We start from the raw sequence: 19,832 nt of genomic DNA on the forward strand, positions 1-19,832 counted from the left end.
GTCAGACGCGAAGTTATCGATGTGAGAACCTCGATACTCGCCGTACCAACTTCGTCTAAGAGTATTCCAGCTACACAATTGTCGTGGGTTGCAGTTAGTTCAGCCAACCTGCTACCGTTTGTTCCGGTGCATACGAATTCGGCTCGGTTAACCAAACAGCGACTGCGTCTGGTGTAGCGACAAGTGGCTCAAAATTGATATTAAATTGCCATTCAGACTCACCACGCTGATAACCATCGTAAACCACAACAAAATCATGTTCGAGTTTCTTACCCCTGTTCTCGCCCGCCTTAACGCTGGTGACTTCGTTCATCGCCAGCAAAGCTATATGAGCAACATAATCCCCTTTGCCTTCGTAACTTACGCTGAACGTATCGCCTTTATAGTTGACCGTTAGCTTGGGGTTATTTTGTTGTTTGAGCGAAGGCAACGTTCTGTCTAACCAGTTAAAGTAACCGCGCCACTCTTTTCCATCGACAACAAAGCCGGGTGTGTAAACCCCACTTGTTACTCCATAAGCTTTGTACAAGCGTTGCTTCTGACTAAACGCCTTACTCGCGAACTTGTCGCCCCAACCTAAGTAATCCCAATAATCGACGTGATAGGCAAGCGGAATAACTTGTGTCCAAAGTTTTGGATGGTCTTCAAAAGTACTGAGGTACTGATCAGCAGGTGGACAACTTGAACAACCTTCTGAGGTGAAGAGCTCGATAACCTGTGCGGGCTGGCCTTCATTACTCCAGGTTTGTGCAAGCGACACTGAGGAATAGAAGCCGATCGGTAAGGCAAATAAACAAAGTTTAATCAATGATGAATTGCGTTTGGCGTGTGACATACCGAGATCCTTGTACAAAGCGAATTGAATGGCGCTCAAATACAGACCGTTATGCCTAGGTTTTTCTTTCAGGTGCTTAGTTTACGAAGAGATTGAGTTTATTTCAGATACAAAAACGCCAGCTTTAGAGGCTGGCGTTTTCTTAAAATTCTATATTTACATGTTAACGCTGAGATTAACGGTTAATACCGATATCGCGTTGCATGTGACCAGATAGGTCGCTTGCGTAGTAACTACGTGGAGAGTTGTCTACGAAAAGAATATCGAAAATGTGTGCAATCAATCCTTTGAAGTTAACCGAGTAGGTTTTCTTATCCATAGAGTTAGGAACAGCGATAGTATTCATTTGTACTGCTTGAGCCATGATTGCCTCTCTATAAATTTATTAATGTGTTTCGTTCTGATGACAAGAATAATAGGTGATCTTTTGCAGGTTAAAAAATGACTAAAATTAGATTTTGGGATTAGTTTTTCTAATAAAACAAACCATTAACAATGCCACAAAATAGATATGCAGATTATGTGAGTACAAATTCAATATAGTGTTTAGATCATGCATTTAGTACAAATACCCCGCAAACAACAGTGGCCAATGTCACAGAAAATTTACATAAATAAATTTTCCACTTCATCAGCCACGTGTTCATTATCGACTTTTCGATAAGTTATATTTGTTTTTAATTTACTTGTTCAATGCCTGGCTTCTTCGCATAAACCGACGCTATAACCGCAATCGTCATCGTAGAAACCAATACCGCCAATGACCAGTAAGTTGGGATAGCCCACTCGCTATCAACCAGAAGCATTTTCACACCAATGAACACCATGATGAATGAAAGCGCGGGTTTCAAATAGATGAACTTGTCCATCATACCTTGCAGTACAAAATACAACGAGCGAAGACCAAGTAACGCAAACACGTTAGCCGCAAGTACCAAGAACGGTTCTTGTGTTACCGCAAAGATCGCAGGGATAGAGTCTAATGCAAACATCACGTCCATGACTGCGATCGCACCGATGACCAACATCATTGGAGTGAATGCCCATTTAGCACCCTGTTTAACCATTAATGCAGGGCCATGGAAGTCCTCTGTTACCGGCATCACTTTACGAAGTAGCTTTTCAGGCAGAGTATTCACACTCTCCTCTTCGCCCTTGTCTAATGCCAGCTTAATACCTGTACCAATCAAGAACGCAGCGAACACGTAAAGCACCCAGTGATATTCCGCCAATAGCTGTGCGCCTAGTGCGATCATAATTGCACGAAGCACCAATGCACCAATTACGCCCCAAAGAAGCGCACGAGGTCTTAGATGCTCAGGAACTTGGTATTGAGCAAAGATCATCGCAAAAACAAACAAGTTGTCTACGCTAAGGGATTTTTCTAACAAGTAACCCGTAATGAATGACACGGTTGCTTTTTGCGCTGTGTAGTCACTGTTCGGCGCATAAATGTCCCAAAATAGGTAAATCGAGCCAGCAAACAAAAACGCAAGTACAAACCAGAAAACACTCCAGATTGCCGCTTTCTTGATAGTAACGTTACCGCCACGAGTCTGATAGATATCAATAGAGACGAGAATAACCGTTAGCAGGAAAAAGCCCGCATAAGTCGTCATGATTGGCGATGAAAAAAAGGATTCACTATTTGTAGATAATAGAGATTGAGTTGAGTTCATTATTCCTCCGGGCGGAAGAACTGTACAAAGACCTTCCGCAAACAAAGCATATCAAGCTCCATTACGGATCTTGACTGTGATTGCGTTGGTCTCGTTGAAGTGAAATATGGGATTTCACTTTTACATACCGGATAGACTCTTGGCCTAACGAGATGACGATATGTAAACTTGCGCTAACTACTCCCCAAACGCGTGGATAATAATCCTCTGGTTGTGTTTCGTCTATATAAATTTGCACGGAAAAAGCAAAAAAGGAGCAAACGCTCCTTTCTGATTGATGCCACTTTGTCAAATAGACACGCGAATTGATTCTAAGAATAAATTCGCAAGTCAAACACACTATTGCACTGCGTAATGAAGTTGCAAAAAGAGCAATTTACAGCCCTGCGGCAGGTATTAAATACACTAACGCTGACCAAACTGATACCCAACCGACAACCGCTACCGCATCTAACCAATCTTTCTTATCCATGCATATCTCCACAAGAAGGCGACCTGCAGAGATAAAGCATAAACAATGCCAATTTTATAAATAACCCAAAGTAATAGTGTTAAATATCAGTATCAGCTTTAGTTATCTAAAACACTCCATGCAATTCAACGGTTCATTGAGTTGAAGCGACTCTGGGTGGTCTTGCAGAAACTCGATGAAGCAGTCTGCCATAGAGTCAGTGGTGACCGTGCCATCACCGATCATATCCAACACAGCGTTATAGCCCTCTTTGCCTTTCATTGTATAGGCTGACGACGCGCCCCGGTAAATACGGTTGCGAGAAACAGCTTGCCAACCTGAATCATCAGAGTGAATTTCTAGATGGTGAATCCTGTGTCCTATAGGCGCTTCTTTGTGGTAACAAAACCTCAAATTATGTGTATAAGGAAAGCTACCTGAACCTGTGCCCACGACACCATTATCAATCGCGTTATTGATTGCACCTTCAAGCATGCCAGCGATCGTTTCACCTTTTACTTCATACACACCAATAGGTACGGCAAACGGTAGTAGTTTTCCGGCAATATCGGCAACAGAGACATCGCCGCTGTTCAGTGAATTTCTTACACCACCGGCGTTGTGAATGGCAAAGTCAACCTGATGCCCTTTCTTGTTCATTAGATGGTGAAATGATTGAGCAACCAAGGGGGCTAGTTGACTCGGGCCTTTAGCATCTGGAATACGTACATGGCGAAGTTTAGTGTCTGCATGAGCAATCACTTGTTGCTGAAGCTTTCGAACTCGCGGCTGGTATTTATCCGTCAGAATGCTCTGCAGCTCAGGATCTTTCTTACACACTGCAATATTAGGGTGATTGTTTAAAAACTCACACGCCATATCGTGGGCATCGTCTTGCCCTACTTCACTCAGTTTCGCGTCTATAAAGAGTCGACGGCCTAATAACAGTTCGTTTTTACCATTGAAGTGCGTCACTTTGCCTTGAGAATCGAACTCGATTTCGCAGTGTCCTAAGCTCATGGCGTGGAAACCCGATTGCACAACATAGGTATCGCCAATTTTCACACCGTATTCATCATCTTTAACTAAGCCGATATCAGAGAAATCACCTTGTAAGCGATGACTATGACCACCAACGATGACACCAATACCTGTTACGTTGGCTGCTAACTCTAAATCAGCTTCGTAACCAAGATGGCTAAGTAACACAATCTTGTTGATACCTGCTTGATGGATTTGCTCAATGGTCGCTTTTGCTGTTTCCAAAGCATTTTCAAACGGTGTATCGATATCTGGGTTAGCGATGCCTGCCATCTTGTCGATGCTTAAGCCGAATATTGCGACCTTCTCGCCATCAAACTCTTTCGTTATAAAAGAAGCACTTCGTGTTTCAGGCCGATAAGGCTTAACAATGTCGTTGTCCGCTAGCGTATGAGTTTTATTGATATCCTCATTCGATAGATTCCAGTTACCGGCCAACAGCGGGAATTTGATTCTTTTCGCGAAAATCGCAACGGGCTCATTACCCATGTCTAACTCGTGATTACCGAGCGTCATGGCATCTATATTAAGGGCATTCAACAAATCGGCATTGGCTTTTCCCTTGAATAAGGAAAAGTACAACGTGCCTTGGAAGCAGTCACCAGCGTGCAAGAACAAGGTTCCAACCTTCTGACGCTGGGCATCTTGTTCTATTTGTTTGAAGCGTGTTGAAATTCGAGCAAAGCCACCAGCACTGACATAAGGTTCAATGATGTGGTTGTTCATTTTAAGTGATAGCTGTAACGAGGTTGGTTCAAAGTATGAGTGGGTGTCGTTGATGTGTGCCAACACTATTTTTGTCGGCTTATTCTTTTTAGTCATATTTTCTTCTCTCTTTGTCCCTTCATACTAGGTCGAGAATCATGACAGAATCGTGAATTTTATGAAACTGCACTGCAAAAAAATACTCGAGATAGATCAAAAATCTCATTTTGCACCGTATTAATAAACAACGGGTTTTGTGACAGGTGAGCATACCGGATTTGGATTTTTCGATTATGATTAAAGATATCTGTTAGCTTTCAAATAATTAGCAGAGCCTTCCGTTAGGAGTAAGCCTATGCAACTAGAAAGAATCGAGATTTCTGGCTTTCGAGGTATCAAGCGCATGTCACTCGCGTTTGACGAGCTAACCACGCTTATTGGTGAAAATACTTGGGGTAAGTCTTCATTATTGGATGCCCTTTCCGTCATTCTGCCCTCAGACGGTGTGCCATATCACTTTGAAATGACCGATTTTCATGTCGATTACTCTGTTTCACACCCGCAGTCTCAACATCTTCAAATTGTTCTCGCTTTAAAAGCTAACGATAAGAGCGAACTTAACGCAGGTCGTTATCGCAAACTCAAACCTATTTGGGTTCAAGATGAATTTGGCGTATTTCGCATCTACTATCGCATCAGCGCGACGTTAGAACAGTATGAGACAACAACACACTATGCATTTCTTGGTTTGGACGGTAATCCGCTCAAACTCCATCACTCAGAAAAGCTTGCTCAAGAATTAATGACCTTACATCCCGTTATCCGTTTGCGTGATGCAAGGCACTTTGATCGTCCTTTCAACGGCAAGTCCCTTAACCACAATGCTCACCTGCCGACTAATGTTCACGCAACTAATGCAAATTCAAACGGGAACGGGAACCATCACACGAGCAATGGCACAACAAATGGAAACGGCGCCAATAACGGTAATGGTCGACAAGCAAGAATAGAAAAACGAATAGACAACACCTGCCGCCGTCTTATGGCGATACCCGGACATGTTAATAAAGGTGAAATGCGCAGTAGCCTAGAGTCGATGCAAAGTTTGATTGAGCACTATTTTTCTTTCAAAAGTACTTCTCGTCGTAACCCTAGAAAACAGCGAGACGGATTGCTTTATTCTGCGGGTACCAATGATCAGAGTATTCATCAACTCGTCGAAGAGACCAAGAACAAACAAACTCGCTTATTATTCATGGGGTTACTTAACGCTTATCTACAAGCTAAAGGGCCAAACGACTTAAGGCGATGTGCGCGCCCTCTGTTGATCCTTGAAGATCCAGAAGGTCGATTGCACCCAACACACTTGGCAAGGGCTTGGAGCTTGATGCAGAAATTGCCCATGCAGAAAATCCTGACCACCAACAGTGGCGACCTACTTGCGGCGGTCCCACTTCAATCGATTCGTCGCTTGGTTCGTCAGTCAGACAAAACCATCGCCAATCAACTCAACATGAACCATTTCAGTAAGGATGAACTTCGACGAATTGGTTTTCATATCCGCTTCCACCGCTCTGGGGCACTATTTGCTCGCTGTTGGCTATTAGTAGAAGGTGAAACCGAGGTTTGGTTGTTCAATGAACTTGCCAACCAATGTGGCTATAACCTAGCAGCAGAAGGTGTGCAGATTATTGAGTTCGCCCAATCAGGACTTAAGGCACTGATTAAGGTCGCGCAAGAGTTTGGCATCGATTGGCATGTGGTAACTGACGGCGATGCGGCGGGTAAAAAATACGCAGCAACGGTGCTATCGAAGCTTGGTAATGATCAGGAAAGACATCGACTCACGGAACTGCCAGATAAAGATATCGAGCATTACCTATATATGAATGGATTTGAGAGCTTTTTCCGTGACATGGTTAAGATTCCATACGATCACCCTATCCCTCCAAAGAAAGTGGTTGCCAAGGTATTGAAGAAACATGCAAAACCCGACCTTGCACTCGCCATTGTTTCTCATTGCGAGAATCAAGGACAAGAATGCATTCCGCTTTTATTAAGGTGGACATTAAAACGCGTGATCACCATGGCGAATGGAAATACCTAAACATAATTTGTTTTATAGATGCTATCAGTTGCTCTACTGATGAAATATTTAGCTAGTCGCCTCAACCAAAAAAGGCACACCAAACGGTGTGCCTGTATAAATCGATATACAAATTAATTGGGGGTTATCTTGCAAGAGTTCACAGTGACTAACTAAGGTTAGGTTAACGAATTAAGCCTTTGCCTGTTTAGCGTGTTGTTCAACAACTTCCGAAGATTGAGTCGATTTCTCGTGAAGCCATAGCCCCGTTGCTTTCATCAAGTATCCGAATACACCACCAAGCAGCAAAGACGGCACTACAAGTTGCCAATCGCCACCTGCAGCAAACGTCGCACAACAACCAATAAAGGTGCCGGGGATATAACCTAGCCACGCTTGTTTCGCTTGAATACACATAAAGAAAGCAACGATAGCGGTAATCATATAGCCTAAAATCTCTAGACCTGCGAAGGTTGAGCTTTCGATAATCACCATCGCCCAGAATACACCTGTCATATTGGTTAATAAGCTGCTTGCTAGCCCTTTTACACCGCCCGTTGGCGAAGCAAAGTAACTGGTGCAACCTAAGAAACCTGCCCATGACAACAGACCGAAAGAGATAGCAATCCACCCCCATAGACCTGACAAGATACCTGTTGTTAATGAAATCGCGACTAATGTACTCATACTATTTCTAAAGCCTAACTGTAGGGTTTCTACAACCGGATTTAGCCTCACTTAAAATCGAGTGAGTATATTATGTGAAGAGAGTTCTGATTTAGCCGATCATGATCACATTAATAATGTATGCGAATGTGCATTTATCACCATATAGAGACCGACATCGCTTATTCAACATATTTGGTTATTAGTATTTTATCAAATCTAGGTTACAGAACCGACCGTTTACCTTTCATCATGCGTTTACCTTCACGCTTAATGCACTCAGCGAGTGGGTTCTCAGACATATCTGCACGCCAAATAAAGGACAAGGTTCTTTCCATTTCAAGCTCAGGGACATTTAATGTGACCAGTTGACCAGACTCAACAAACTGTTCGACATCGAGATAAGGTAAACACGTTAAATATGGGCCGTTTGCAACCAAACTTCTTAAAACAGGAACGTGTTCATACTCTCGCCAAACATCAAGATCACCAATTAAATGGTGAATAGAGCTATCAAAAACTTTGCGAGTACCCGAACCATGTTCACGTAATACCCATTTTGCTTGTTCTAATTGCGCCAAGCTTACTCGTTCACGCTTCGCAAACGGGTGATGAGCCGATGCAACCACCGTTAAATGGTCCGTACACCACACTTCTTGGTGAACTCGGTTGTCATCACAACGACCTTCGATAACACCCAAGTCATATTGATAATCTAATACACCATCAATGACTGCGTCGGTACTTTGCACGCCAAGCGAGATTCGCATCTCAGGAAAGTCGTTATCAATAATACTGATGAGATCCGGAACGAGGTGTTCCGCTGGAGTTTGGCTAGCACCTAATTTGAGTTCGCCACTCAACAAATGCTGCTCGTAAAAACCCATCTCAATTTGCTGCGCATCTTGCAGTAAACGCTTCGCTTTTGGTCTTAACCACATGCCCCAATGAGTCAGGGCCATTTGCTTGCCCTGCCTTTCAAACAAAGGCCTGCCGAGCATTTTTTCCAACTGTGCAAGAGACATACTTGTTGCTGACTGAGTCAACGCCAATTTGTCTGCTGCCTGACTAACGCTCCCGGAGTCTGCTACTGCATCAAATACCGCGAGTTGCTTTAATGAATAACGCAAAATTCATCCTTAATGCTTTTAATTATTTGTGTCCTGATGCTCGTTTTTTATAAAGCCAATGAGCAATCAATTTCATTCTACGCGTAACCAAATCTATATCAATAAATTTGATGTGGTTTCTAAAAATTATCAATTTTACCTCTACCCCTCAACGCCCTAATCTGGAATGGCAGGACACAACGAGCCCTGCAAAACATTACTGATTAACCATTACGGATTAACCAGGTCATTAACACTAGGAATTACACATGACGGATTGTTCAAGGGGGGGATATGGCAACCAGCACTTCTGAAAATCATCAACTGTTCTCACCAACAGAAATGATGGCGGAAGCAGAGAAGTTTGCATTAAGTAAAGCAAATAAAACCAGCAGCATGACATTGAGTTTGGCAATCATGGCTGGCGCATTCATCGGGCTTGCTTTTTTATTCTACATCACGGTAACCACGGGCAGCGCTGATGCTGGATGGGGACTGAGTCGCTTAGCCGGCGGTCTTGCCTTCAGTATGGGTTTGATCTTGATTGTGATTTGCGGTGGTGAGCTATTTACCAGCTCAGTGTTATCAAGCATCTCATGGGCTAACAAGCAAATCACCTTCACGAAGATGCTGTCTATCTGGGGCAAGGTGTATGTCGGCAACTTTATCGGTGCCATGTTCCTATTGGCTTTGGTAAGCGCAGCAGGCTTGTATCAACTGGATGGCGGGCAATGGGGCTTAAACGCTTTAAACATTGCTCAACACAAGCTACACCACACCCCAGTTCAAGCGTTTGCTTTGGGTGTGCTTTGTAACTTGTTGGTGTGTTTAGCGATTTGGTTAACGTTCAGCTCTGCTAACGCAATGACCAAAGCAATGATGACCGTGTTACCCGTTGCAATGTTCGTAAGCTCAGGCTTTGAACACTGTGTGGCGAATATGTTCATGGTTCCTCTAGGCATCACGATTCAAACATTCGCCCCGGAAAGCTTCTGGATGCAAATCGGTGCAACACCAGCGCAGTACGCAGACTTAAACGTCATGCAATTTGTCACAGCAAACTTAATACCAGTGACAATCGGCAACATCGTAGGTGGTTCAGTATTGGTCGGCTTAGCCAACTGGAGTATCTACCGTCGCCCACAACTTAAAGCAGCAAAAATTACCGCTATTACACAAACAACAGAAATTACGTCAGTTAAGGAAATTACTATGAACACAGCAACTACTATCAAGCAAATCATGAACACTCAACCAATTACATTGAGCGTTGAAATGCCAACATCAGTCGCGATTGATACACTTTTAGACGCGCAACTTGTTAGCGCTCCTGTTTGTGATGTTGAAGGCCGTCTAGTGGGTATCTTCTCTGTTCATGACGTAATGGTTGACCTTTGGTGCCAAGATTACATCCCAACTAAAGGCCAAAAAGTCGTAGACCTAATGAGCCGTGACGTTGTGGCAATCGATGCAAACGACAAGCTAGTAGACGTTGCTGAGTTCCTATGCATCGACAAAGAGCAACTGTACCCGACGACAAGCATGGGCTTCGCAACTCGCTTGACATCTCTTTCTCTAGAAGAGCGTGCAAAAGCGATGAAAGTAAGCCAACCACATATGCTTCCAGTGTTAGAAAATGGCGTGATGGTGGGTGTGTTGACTCGCATTGAAGTGATGCAAGCACTGCGTCCAATCTACGGTGACCGACTAAACGTGGTTCCTCAAGCTGAACTAGAAACAGCTTAACTAATCGTAAGTTGAACTATTAGGGATTAGTAGTTCAATTAGATAACTCAGTCATGGCAACGTTGACTGGCTAGAGGCAAATGGTGGCTTTTAACGTACTAAACGGTTTGACACAAAACAGACCTAAACGCGTTGCCATTTATCTCAATAAAAAAGGCGCAAAGTGAAAACTTTGCGCCTTTCTCTATTTCTAACTGCTGACCTATTTAGTATCGACCAAACTTTTGATATTTCTAAATAATGTTGATACCTGTCAGAGAGCTAGAAAGCTAGATTACTTTTTTACGCCTTCAACGTGTAGTTCCATGTCTACATAGCTTGAAGCGCCCATTACTGGAATGTTGAAGTCAGCAAGTTCTAGACGAGTTGTACCCACGAAACCAGCACGCTCACCGCCCCAAGGGTCTTGACCAGCACCGATGAATTCAGCTTCGATAACGATTGGCTTAGTTACGCCGTGAAGCTTAAGGTCACCCATTACTTCAAGTTTGCCGTTGCCTTTATCAACCACTTTTGTGCTGTTGAAAGTAGCGTCAGAGAATTTACCTGCATCAATGAAGTCAGAGCTACGGATGTGCTTGTCACGCTCTGCGTGGTTTGAATCAAGGCTTGTTGTATCAATAGTTACGTTTACTTTTGATGCTTCAACGTTGCTTTCATCAAATGAGAAATCACCTGAGAATGTGTTAAAACGGCCTTGGATAAAGCTATAACCTAGGTGGCTAACTTTAAAGTTAACTGAAGCATGCGCACCTTTTGTATCAATCACGTAATCAGCGGCGTTCGCAGCGAAAGGCATTGCCATAGCAAATGCTAATCCTGTAGCGATAATTGACTTTTTCATTTTGAAGCTCCTATCATTTTTCGTAGCGTATCGTCTTTGTCGATAACGTGGTGTTTTATCGCCGCTAAGGCGTGCACTGATGCCATAATGATCAGTACCCATGCAGCATAGTAGTGAACCGTACCTGCGAGATCAGATTGGTTTGCAAACAGTTCGCCCATACTTGGTACAGTGAACCAATTGAATACCTCTATCCCGCGGCCATCTGATGTCGAAATCAAATAACCTGAAATAAACAAAACCGCTAAGTTGATGTACATGAAGCCGTGAGCGATCTTCGCTGCTGCAACTTCATAGCTTTTACCTTCCACTTTAGGTGACGCGGTAACTAGTTTCCAGACCAAGCGGATAACAGTAACGGCAGCCAAAAGAATGCCTACCGAGCGGTGATAGTCTGGCGCTGTTTTGTACCACTCGCTGTAGTATGAAAGATCAACCATCCACAGGCCTACACCAAATAAGCCAAATACCGCGAGAGCTGAAATCCAATGCATCGCTCTTGCTAAAGGGTTGTAATTTCTAACGTTGTTGTCCATGCATCTCTTCCGAATGTTAACGAGTAGTGTAGTTTCGAAAAGCGTACCCTACACCAAGTTTGTGTAACATATTATTTACCAAGCTTTACATTGGTAACATCATTTCAAATTAAACGAGTTATTCAAATTATTTGAACAAGTTTGGGCTAAACGTTAGATTTCAACGATTTGTTCGATCTCGTAAAGCTCATCTGAGATATCTAACATTTTACGTTCCATGACTTTTTGAGCGTCTTCTATCCCTTTGTTGTAGTAAACCGCCCCAAACTTTTTACTTATGAAATCGACCAAGAATTCCGTGTCGAACTGACCAAGCTCCACATCAAGTTCATCTTGCAGGTACTTTTGGAGCGTATTAGTAAGCTCAGACTTTTGTTTCGAATCTAATTGAATGGTCATGAATGTTTCCAAATAAAGAGTAAGTAGATCAATTGTGATTTGCTGACTAGACTATAGTCGAGGTAACTAGCTAGAATTCCTCATAATTTAGAATACAGACCTGTAGAGCGCCAGTGCTATCCATAAAATCACTCAGCAATGGTTAATTTTGATAGAGAGATCAAGAACTCGCACTTTGACGATAGGTAACGGAACCGCAATTACCGTACTATTGCCCATCAATAAGATAGTAGCTGTGTATAAGGGACTTCATTGTTATTAGATCTAGTGATTAAAAGCGTTAATCAATTTCAAGACGATTGCCTAAAGCTCTGTGAACGCCATTACCCTACGGTGCACAATCAAGGGATCAGTGAGCACCATATAGGAAAGGCATTTGCTCGCCGAATGGAGCACACCTTCGTTAGCTTTAATCATGCAAGCAACATCAGCCCACTTGAAATGCTTTCTTCTGGCGAAACGCCTCGACACTTCCGAATATCTTCCGAAATTGGTACCGTTTGGATGATCAGTCATCATATGGTGAGCGCCGGGAAAACCTGTCGTAGAAAGTTAATGTTGGACATCCATAATTGGCAACAAGAGTATGGATTTTCCATTCAACCCAATGACGTTTTGATCATTGTCTCCGACCATTGGATTAGCCGAAGTAAAAACAGTGGTGAATTATTGCATTGGTGGATGGGTGAACTCCCAGACGAGATCACGGAATATAGCCAACAAGGTATCACGCTAAGAGAGAGTGATTCTCAATTCGCTACTGACTTAAATAATAATTTTAAAATCAGCCCTTGCTTCATTAAATTTGGACACCCTTTAAAGCGGTCAGGAAATCAACAACTGGTTCGTAAATACCTGCAACTTTACGCAGTACTTCAATGGCAGTAAGAATACGGGTCAACTTTTTTAATCAGTCTTGAAAGTAAATAGTTAGACCTCCATCCCAATATTTTATAAAACCCAACTCAAGCCCTACCCAATAATCAATCAAAATTTATCTTCGATAAAATAATAACTTATCAGCTCATCGTTCATATTTTGAGAAGTAGATATCATTTATATGCAAACAGAGTTGTTTGTTAATAATGTAACTTTGACATTCCCCCATAACCTGAGGCTTTATCCTTACTTTCACCTGGTGTATTGACGTTGAAAGCTTATATTGATTGGTGTTGATATGAGATAGATTACTCAGAGATTAAATTCACAATAGTCATTATTAATGGTGAATAATAAGTAATTTTAATGACTAATATCAATTATCATGCTGTTTTTTCGTTAATTATATTTATTTAAATATTGACTCTACAAATGAGTTTTTATTAATTGACAATTTACTTACACCTGTCAATATTGTGACAGCCGCGACATGTACGTCCGCCATTGAATAAGCCCTCTTTACTAGCGACTATGATTTTATCAGACAGAAGTGAATTTATTAGCTGTATATCCGTAGATGCTGATATGCAGTTTATTGCGAAATACCAAGACCTGACGCTTAGAAGCGTCTATCAACCTATATTCGACTCTTCTATGACTCAAATAGGTGTTGAGGCTTTGGTGCGCATTTCAAATAACAAAGGTGATATTGTTCGTCCTGATCACTTCTTCCATTCCGACGAAACCTCAAGCACAGACAAAATCAATGTAGAGAGGTTGAGTCGAGCGATTCATATCCGTAACTTCGCACAATCGACAATCCGTCATTTACATCTATTTTTGAACGTTCTTCCAAACGTTGGTGAGTTGTTTGCTGCAGAAAAGGTCAGCGATAGCTTGTTAGCTAAACGCCTTCACGAGCTTAACCTTTCATGCGAACAGATAGTGATGGAGTTGGTAGAGTTGAACGCAGAAAGTGAAGAGCGTTTGAAAGATGCCGCTCTTTCTCTTGCGGATAATGGCTTTCAAATCGCTGTCGATGATTTTGGTACACAAGCATCAACCGAACAGCGCGTTCGTCACATTAACCCTCATATCATCAAGATAGACCGCTCGGTTATGTTGGACTTTGAACAAGGCGACACATGTGAAATGGAATTGGCCCTAAAGCTTGCTACCCAAATCGGTGCGAAGACAGTAATCGAAGGGATAGAAACCCAACAACAACTCGCAGCGATGCAAAATTTAGGCTTCGATATGTATCAAGGTTATCACTTAGCTATGCCAAAGCCGATTGAGTTGGATATTCGCCTCGCAATCTAGAAGTGCCCTCTATTCTCTATTCTACAGGAAGCCGCTTTACCATTGGTTAGCGGCTTTTTGATACCTATCTCTTTCTTAACGCAACGCTCGCTGACGCTATAGTCTCTTAGCACGATCTTGTATCGCCAAGTCACACCCATAAAAAAGCCCAGTCAAAATTGACTGGGCTGGCTTAAAAGAATCTGTTTTATATCAATCCCTAATAACCCGCAGTGGACGGTTTGATTCTATATAGAATAGCGAACATCACTGGTACTACTATTAGCGTTAGTACGGTAGCAAAGCCTAAGCCTGCCATGATGGTAATCGCCATTGAGCCGAAAAATGCATCGAATACCAAGGGAATCATCCCCAAGATAGTCGTCAGTGCTGCTATAGATACCGGTCGTACACGACTGATCGCGCTGTCTACAACCGCTAGGTATGGGTCTTTACCTGTTGATAGCTCACTGTTGATCTGGTCAAGCAGTACAATGCCGTTCTTCAAAATCATGCCGCTTAGACTCAATAAGCCAAGGAACGCTGTGAAGCTGAATGGCATATTGGTACCTAACAGACCAATTGAAACACCAATGATAGAGAGTGGAACCGTAAACCAAATCACAAGCGGCTTACGAACCGAGTTAAACAGAAGCATCGTGATGATAAACATCAGCAAGTAACCCATTGGCAGTGAGCCAAACAGAGATTCTTGCGCATCTTTAGAGCTTTCGTACTCACCACCCCAGCTAATGCTGTAGCCTTCTGGTAAATCTAATGCTTCTACCTTTGGTTTCACACGAGCAAACAGACTCGCTGGCGTTTCATCACCAAGAACATCGTGGTCAGCCAATACTGTTAGCGTACGTTTTCTGTCGCGACGCTGAATCAGTGGCTCAGACCATTGAAGCTCTACGCCATCAATCACTTGCTCAACTGGGATGTAAGTTTGTAGTGATGGGCTCCAAATCTTCACATTGTTTAGCGATTCGAAATCAAAACGCTCTTCTTCCGGTAAACGCGCAACAATAGGCAACATATGAGTACCATCACGCAGTAAACCGATGTTGTAGCCACCAAACGCCATCTGTAACGTCTCGGACAGATCCGTCTTTGAAATACCAAGACGACGCGCCTTTGATTCGTTAAACAATGGCACGAGCTCTTTGGTACGTTCACGCCAGTCGTGACGAACATTTCGAGAGCCTGGATCGGCTAACAAGATGTCTTCCACTTCAACCGCAATACTGCGCAAGATTTGTGGGTCGGCACCACTAATACGAGCCTCGATTTTTGAAGCTGGTGACGGGCCAAACTCAATCAACTTGAACTGGAACGTTGGTTGCTCAAATTCGTTCGCTAAGTCTTTGTCTAGCGCCGCTAGAGCCTTAAACATAGTGTCGCGGTCAGTGGTTCTTACTTGTAACTGGGCGTACGCTTCGTAGCTTTTCTCTGGTTGGTAAGTCAGTGCGAAACGTTGCATGCCCTGCCCAACCGTTGTCGTTACAAACTCCACGTCGTCTTGCTGGCGAATGTAGCTTTCAACTTTTTCTGTCTGCTTGATCGTTTCACGAACATCGGTGCCTTCTGGCATCCACATGTCTACGTAAAACATTGGGGTATTTGACGGCGGGAAGAACTGCTGCTTCACCATACCAAAACCGACGACAGAAACTGCTAATAGAGCGACCATACTAACTACAGTAAGCCATCTAAATCGAAGTGCTACTTTCAGACACGCACCGAATACCACAAACAGGATGCCTTTGTATGGGTCTTCGTTCTCATCAACCTTGTCTTCTTCTTTAAGCAACATCTCGGCAAGGAATGGCGTTAGTGTTAGTGCAGTTACCCAACTCAAAAACAGTGAGAAACACAGTACCCAAAACAGTGAACCCATGAATTCGCCTGTCGCATCCTTCGACAAACCAATCGGTGCAAACGCTGTGATAGCGATAATGGTCGCACCTAACAGTGGCCATTGTGTTTGCTTGACGATGTCTTTCGCTGCTTGAAGCTTGGTTTTGCCTTTCTTCAAGCCCACCAAAATACCTTCAACGACAACAATCGCATTATCCACCAGCATACCCAGCGCGATGATCAGTGCCCCCAGAGAGATGCGGTGCAGTTCAACATCGTTGTAATCCATCAGGATGAAGGTACCGAATACCGTCAATAGAAGAACCAAACCGATGATCAAACCACTGCGTAAGCCCATTGCGAACAACAATACAATGATAACGATGGCTACCGCTTCAACTAGGCTGATTAAGAAGTCAGCCACAGATTTGTCTACTTCTTGCGCTTGGTTGTAGAAGTAATTCAGTTCTACACCCGCTGGCTTAATGCTTTCTAGGCGATCCAGTTCCGCATCCAGTGCTTTACCAATCTCAACCACGTTTACACCAGAAGAGAACGCAATACCCAAGTTGATTGCTGGTTTACCGTTGTACGTTAATACATTGCCCGGCTTTTCTTGAATACCACGAGTTACTTCAGCGACATCTTTCAAGCGAATCAGGTTACCTGTATCGCGACCATGAATGATCAGGTTTTCTAGTTCTTCAACCGTGCTTAAGGTGCCGTTTGGCTTGATCGTAAGGCTTTGACCATTCAGCATCACCTCGCCTGCCGATACCACACTGTTTTGCTGTGCTAGCAGTGACGTAACCGTCGACATATCTAGGTTCAATGCGGCTAAGCGTTCCAGTGACATCTCAACAAACAGTTGTTCTTGTTGGTCACCTGCAATGCTTACTTTACCGACACCGTCGACCAGTTCGATTTCACGCGTTAGGTAATCTGCGTACTGTTTGAGCTCAACGTAATCGTAACCATCACCGGTCAGCATGATCATCACACCAAACACATCACCAAAATCATCGATGATCTGAACGGAATTTACACCACTTGGCAGTGTTGGTTGTAGATCGTTGATCTTACGGCGCATTTCATCCCAGATCTGAGGCAGCTCGTCTGGACCGTAGTCCATCTTCATACTGACCATAATTTGGGACATACCGTTCGATGATGTCGAGGTAATCTTGTCGATGTACGGAAGCTGTCTTATCTCTTTTTCTAGTGGGTAAGTCAGCTCTTCTTCAACTTCCATTGACGTAGCGCCAGGGTAAGTTGAAATAATCATTGCATCTTTAATGGTAAAAGCTGGGTCTTCTAAACGGGATAGATTACCAAAAGAGGTCACACCGCCAATGGCCAAAATGACTAGAAACAGCCAGCTGATTACTTTGTTCTTTATTGAATATTCTGCGATGTTCATTCTGCTTTTCCTGACAATTGGATTCCGTCACGGAGTTTTCTTAAATTCGAATTTACGAGTAGCTCACCTTGCTCAACACCATGAGCGATGAGTGCGCCTTGGCCACTGATCTTGTCGACTTCTACTTCGCTTTTGAATGCTTGTCCGTCTTCCATTTTCCACACATAGAACTGATTCGCTTCAGAGCCCGCTTCTAGCGTTGTCATTGGTAATTGGTAGCCTTGAACATCGCTCAGGCCCGCTTTCGCCATATCTACATTGACCGTAACGCTCGTGCCTGGCAGGATTTCACTTTCAGGCTGCTGCATCTGCATCCAAAATTCGTAGGTACGGGATTGTGGGTGCAGTTCACTGGTGTGTTCTAGATACGTCAGTGGATATTGGCCTGTGTGACCGCCAAAGGTCGCCTCAGGACGATAGCTATTTGAACGCATGTCTGGGCTAATTGACGCCAAGATCGAATCTGATACTTGAATTCGCACATACACCTTGTCGTTCTGGTACACACTCAGTAGTGTTTCTCCAGGCGTCGTATTTTCGAATCGTTGCTTATCGACAGTTGAGACTGTTCCTGAGAATGGCGCTAAAAGTTCTGTGTAACCTAGCTTGCGTTTTGCCGCCGCCAAATTCGCCGATGCGAGCTTGTAGTTAGCCGTCAGTTGGTCGTGTTCTGATTGCGATAACATTTCGCTGCCAAACATCTCAGTACCACGGGCCAACTGTTTGCTCGCCAGTTTGAATTGAGATTGAGCATCAGTCAGATCTTGGACGTACGTTGCGTTATCTAAGGTGGCTAATAACTGCCCTTTTTCGACATTGTCGCCCGCTTCTACTAATACTTGTTGAATCTCACCTGCTAGCTTAAATGCCAAGGGAGTCAATTCAGCTGGCATCACCTGTCCATTAAAACTTCTGAACTGATTAGTAAGCGGTGCGCCAACTTCAAAGGTAGAAACCAACAAAGGTGGTTGTTCACGGTGTACAGCTTCATTGTTACAGGCTTGAAGTAACAGAACCGACGCGACAACAACTGATAATTTTGAAAGGTTCATTAAATACCGCCCTCACGAAGCCAAGCTTTTACTTGTTGTCCGTCTGATAACACATCCACACCCGCTTCAACGATAAGGTCACCAGACGACAATCCGTCGATAACCTTGCCTTGCTCATCAAGAAGGACTTGTACTTTAGAAATCAGTTGAGAGTCAGGGTTATAACGCCATAGTTCACCATGGCCTACGTCTTTGTTTAACCAAGCTGAATCCACAATACCAATGCCGTAGTCAGATTTACTTTTCTGAACTTCAACTTGCGCTGTCATACCAGAAAGTAGATTGATGCCTTCTGGCTTTTCGATAGACACAACCGCTTGGTAGCTGTTGGTATCTTCATCTGGTTGCGTTGAGATTTCTTTAAAGCGAGTCGGGATACGAATGCCGCGGTGGCCGTCCATCACAACCCACATTTTTGAGCTCGTTAGGTCTTGAATAGAACGGTCTTCAAGCTTTGATACTGGAATTGAAAACGTCACATCCATTTCACTGTGATTCAAAATATTCAGTACAGGCTGCTTTTCTGCGATCAATTGATATTGCTTTCCAAACACCATCGATACCACGCCATCGAATGGAGCAACTAAGGTAGTGTAGCCAAGGTTTGTTTTTGCTTGGTCCAACTCAACTTCAGCGGCAGTAAAGGTGTTTACGGCTTGGTCGTAGTAATCGGTACTGACCAGTTTTTTCGCATACAACTCAGAAGCTTGTTTGTATTGGCTGTTCGCCAGATCAAATTTAGCTTGGGCTGCGTCAACGGCAATACGGTAATCCGTCGCGTCTAATACGGCTAACACCTGACCTTTCTTCACTTCTTGTCCCATACGAACATCGAAGGTTTCTATATCTCCACCCACTTGGAAAGAAAGTGCCGCACGGTCGGTTGCATCAACCTTTGCAATGAAGCTATCGAGATCAATATCAGTCTGTTGTGGGATTTCGAACAGCTTGACTGGCTTGATTACCTGCACATTTTCCTCTGACTGAACTTTGTCACATCCAGTTAGAGAGCCTGCGAGCAATAGTGCTGCAATAACAGCTCCCATGCGCTTGCTCGATATGGCATTGATAGACAAATTGAACTGCATGATGTCTCTCCATTTAATTATTATGATTTATTACACAGGTGGGCAGTATATTCAAAATTCCGTAATCCACAAGCTTTACTTTCCACCTGTGCAGTATTTTTTATTTGAGTAAAAACAGTGTAGAATGTGGTAAT

16 protein-coding genes are annotated in these 19,832 nt (G+C 43.4%); 4 read left to right on the plus strand and 12 right to left on the minus strand.

What is annotated here, in order from left to right:
• Window positions 1-94 precede the first annotated feature (94 nt).
• From AB4307_RS15830 to AB4307_RS15845, 4 genes are all read right to left on the minus strand, one after another.
• Entirely contained in the window at window positions 95-835 is a 741-nt protein-coding gene (locus tag AB4307_RS15830) for a DUF1223 domain-containing protein (protein ID WP_017059811.1), read from the minus strand.
• A 175-nt stretch (window positions 836-1,010) separates the two neighbouring features.
• On the minus strand, window positions 1,011-1,199 hold the full coding sequence (locus tag AB4307_RS15835) for a hypothetical protein (protein WP_017059812.1): 189 nt from the start codon (window positions 1,197-1,199) through the stop codon (window positions 1,011-1,013).
• Between the two features lie 313 nt (window positions 1,200-1,512).
• Window positions 1,513-2,514, minus strand: coding sequence for a TerC/Alx family metal homeostasis membrane protein (locus AB4307_RS15840; RefSeq protein WP_017059813.1), 1,002 nt, complete (start codon window positions 2,512-2,514; stop codon window positions 1,513-1,515).
• 574 nt (window positions 2,515-3,088) lie between these two features.
• Window positions 3,089-4,828, minus strand: coding sequence for a bifunctional metallophosphatase/5'-nucleotidase (locus tag AB4307_RS15845; protein WP_372132450.1), 1,740 nt, complete (start codon window positions 4,826-4,828; stop codon window positions 3,089-3,091).
• A gap of 238 nt (window positions 4,829-5,066) precedes the next feature.
• On the opposite strand from AB4307_RS15845, the gene AB4307_RS15850 reads away from it, so the two are divergent.
• A complete protein-coding gene (locus tag AB4307_RS15850; RefSeq protein ID WP_017059816.1) occupies window positions 5,067-6,818 on the plus strand; it encodes an ATP-dependent endonuclease in 1,752 nt (583 codons plus the stop codon).
• A gap of 171 nt (window positions 6,819-6,989) precedes the next feature.
• On the opposite strand, the gene AB4307_RS15855 is transcribed toward AB4307_RS15850, so the two are convergent.
• The gene (locus AB4307_RS15855) at window positions 6,990-7,484 is read right to left on the minus strand and encodes a DUF1097 domain-containing protein (RefSeq protein ID WP_010429538.1); all 495 of its coding nucleotides are present in this window, start codon (window positions 7,482-7,484) and stop codon (window positions 6,990-6,992) included.
• 203 nt (window positions 7,485-7,687) lie between these two features.
• On the minus strand, window positions 7,688-8,593 hold the full coding sequence (locus AB4307_RS15860; RefSeq protein WP_104216361.1) for a LysR substrate-binding domain-containing protein: 906 nt from the start codon (window positions 8,591-8,593) through the stop codon (window positions 7,688-7,690).
• A 273-nt stretch (window positions 8,594-8,866) separates the two neighbouring features.
• Between AB4307_RS15860 and focA the strand changes: the two genes are divergently transcribed.
• Entirely contained in the window at window positions 8,867-10,318 is a 1,452-nt protein-coding gene (gene focA, locus AB4307_RS15865; RefSeq protein ID WP_136978570.1) for a formate transporter FocA, read from the plus strand.
• 274 nt (window positions 10,319-10,592) lie between these two features.
• On the opposite strand, the gene AB4307_RS15870 is transcribed toward focA, so the two are convergent.
• From AB4307_RS15870 to AB4307_RS15880, 3 genes are all read right to left on the minus strand, one after another.
• The gene (locus AB4307_RS15870) at window positions 10,593-11,162 is read right to left on the minus strand and encodes a YceI family protein (RefSeq protein ID WP_017064630.1); all 570 of its coding nucleotides are present in this window, start codon (window positions 11,160-11,162) and stop codon (window positions 10,593-10,595) included.
• The gene (locus AB4307_RS15875) at window positions 11,159-11,698 is read right to left on the minus strand and encodes a cytochrome b (protein WP_017067366.1); all 540 of its coding nucleotides are present in this window, start codon (window positions 11,696-11,698) and stop codon (window positions 11,159-11,161) included. Before AB4307_RS15875 ends, AB4307_RS15870 begins: the two co-directional genes overlap by 4 nt.
• Before the next feature lie 153 nt (window positions 11,699-11,851).
• Window positions 11,852-12,097, minus strand: coding sequence for a DUF2164 domain-containing protein (locus AB4307_RS15880; protein ID WP_229647529.1), 246 nt, complete (start codon window positions 12,095-12,097; stop codon window positions 11,852-11,854).
• Window positions 12,098-12,349: 252 nt separating this feature from the next.
• Here AB4307_RS15880 and AB4307_RS15885 point away from each other — a divergent pair, with 252 nt between their 5' ends.
• Window positions 12,350-12,985 (plus strand): hypothetical protein, encoded by a 636-nt coding sequence (locus tag AB4307_RS15885; RefSeq protein WP_017069925.1) that lies wholly within the window; start codon window positions 12,350-12,352, stop codon window positions 12,983-12,985.
• 576 nt (window positions 12,986-13,561) lie between these two features.
• Window positions 13,562-14,299 (plus strand): EAL domain-containing protein, encoded by a 738-nt coding sequence (locus AB4307_RS15890; RefSeq protein WP_372132455.1) that lies wholly within the window; start codon window positions 13,562-13,564, stop codon window positions 14,297-14,299.
• Between the two features lie 199 nt (window positions 14,300-14,498).
• Here AB4307_RS15890 and AB4307_RS15895 read toward each other — a convergent pair whose 3' ends face one another.
• Genes AB4307_RS15895 through AB4307_RS15905 form a run of 3 tightly spaced genes read right to left on the minus strand, consistent with a single transcriptional unit; the run spans window position 14,499 to window position 19,698 of the window.
• Window positions 14,499-17,558, minus strand: a complete 3,060-nt coding sequence (locus AB4307_RS15895; protein ID WP_372132458.1) for an efflux RND transporter permease subunit — start codon at window positions 17,556-17,558, stop codon at window positions 14,499-14,501.
• On the minus strand, window positions 17,555-18,610 hold the full coding sequence (locus AB4307_RS15900; protein ID WP_372083710.1) for an efflux RND transporter periplasmic adaptor subunit: 1,056 nt from the start codon (window positions 18,608-18,610) through the stop codon (window positions 17,555-17,557). The genes AB4307_RS15895 and AB4307_RS15900 overlap by 4 nt, the downstream gene beginning before the upstream one ends.
• The gene (locus tag AB4307_RS15905) at window positions 18,610-19,698 is read right to left on the minus strand and encodes an efflux RND transporter periplasmic adaptor subunit (RefSeq protein WP_372132461.1); all 1,089 of its coding nucleotides are present in this window, start codon (window positions 19,696-19,698) and stop codon (window positions 18,610-18,612) included. The genes AB4307_RS15900 and AB4307_RS15905 overlap by 1 nt, the downstream gene beginning before the upstream one ends.
• Between the last annotated feature and the right edge of the window lie 134 nt (window positions 19,699-19,832).

Source organism: Vibrio sp. 10N.261.52.C2 (assembly GCF_041471425.1).
Taxonomy (GTDB): domain Bacteria; phylum Pseudomonadota; class Gammaproteobacteria; order Enterobacterales; family Vibrionaceae; genus Vibrio; species Vibrio crassostreae_C.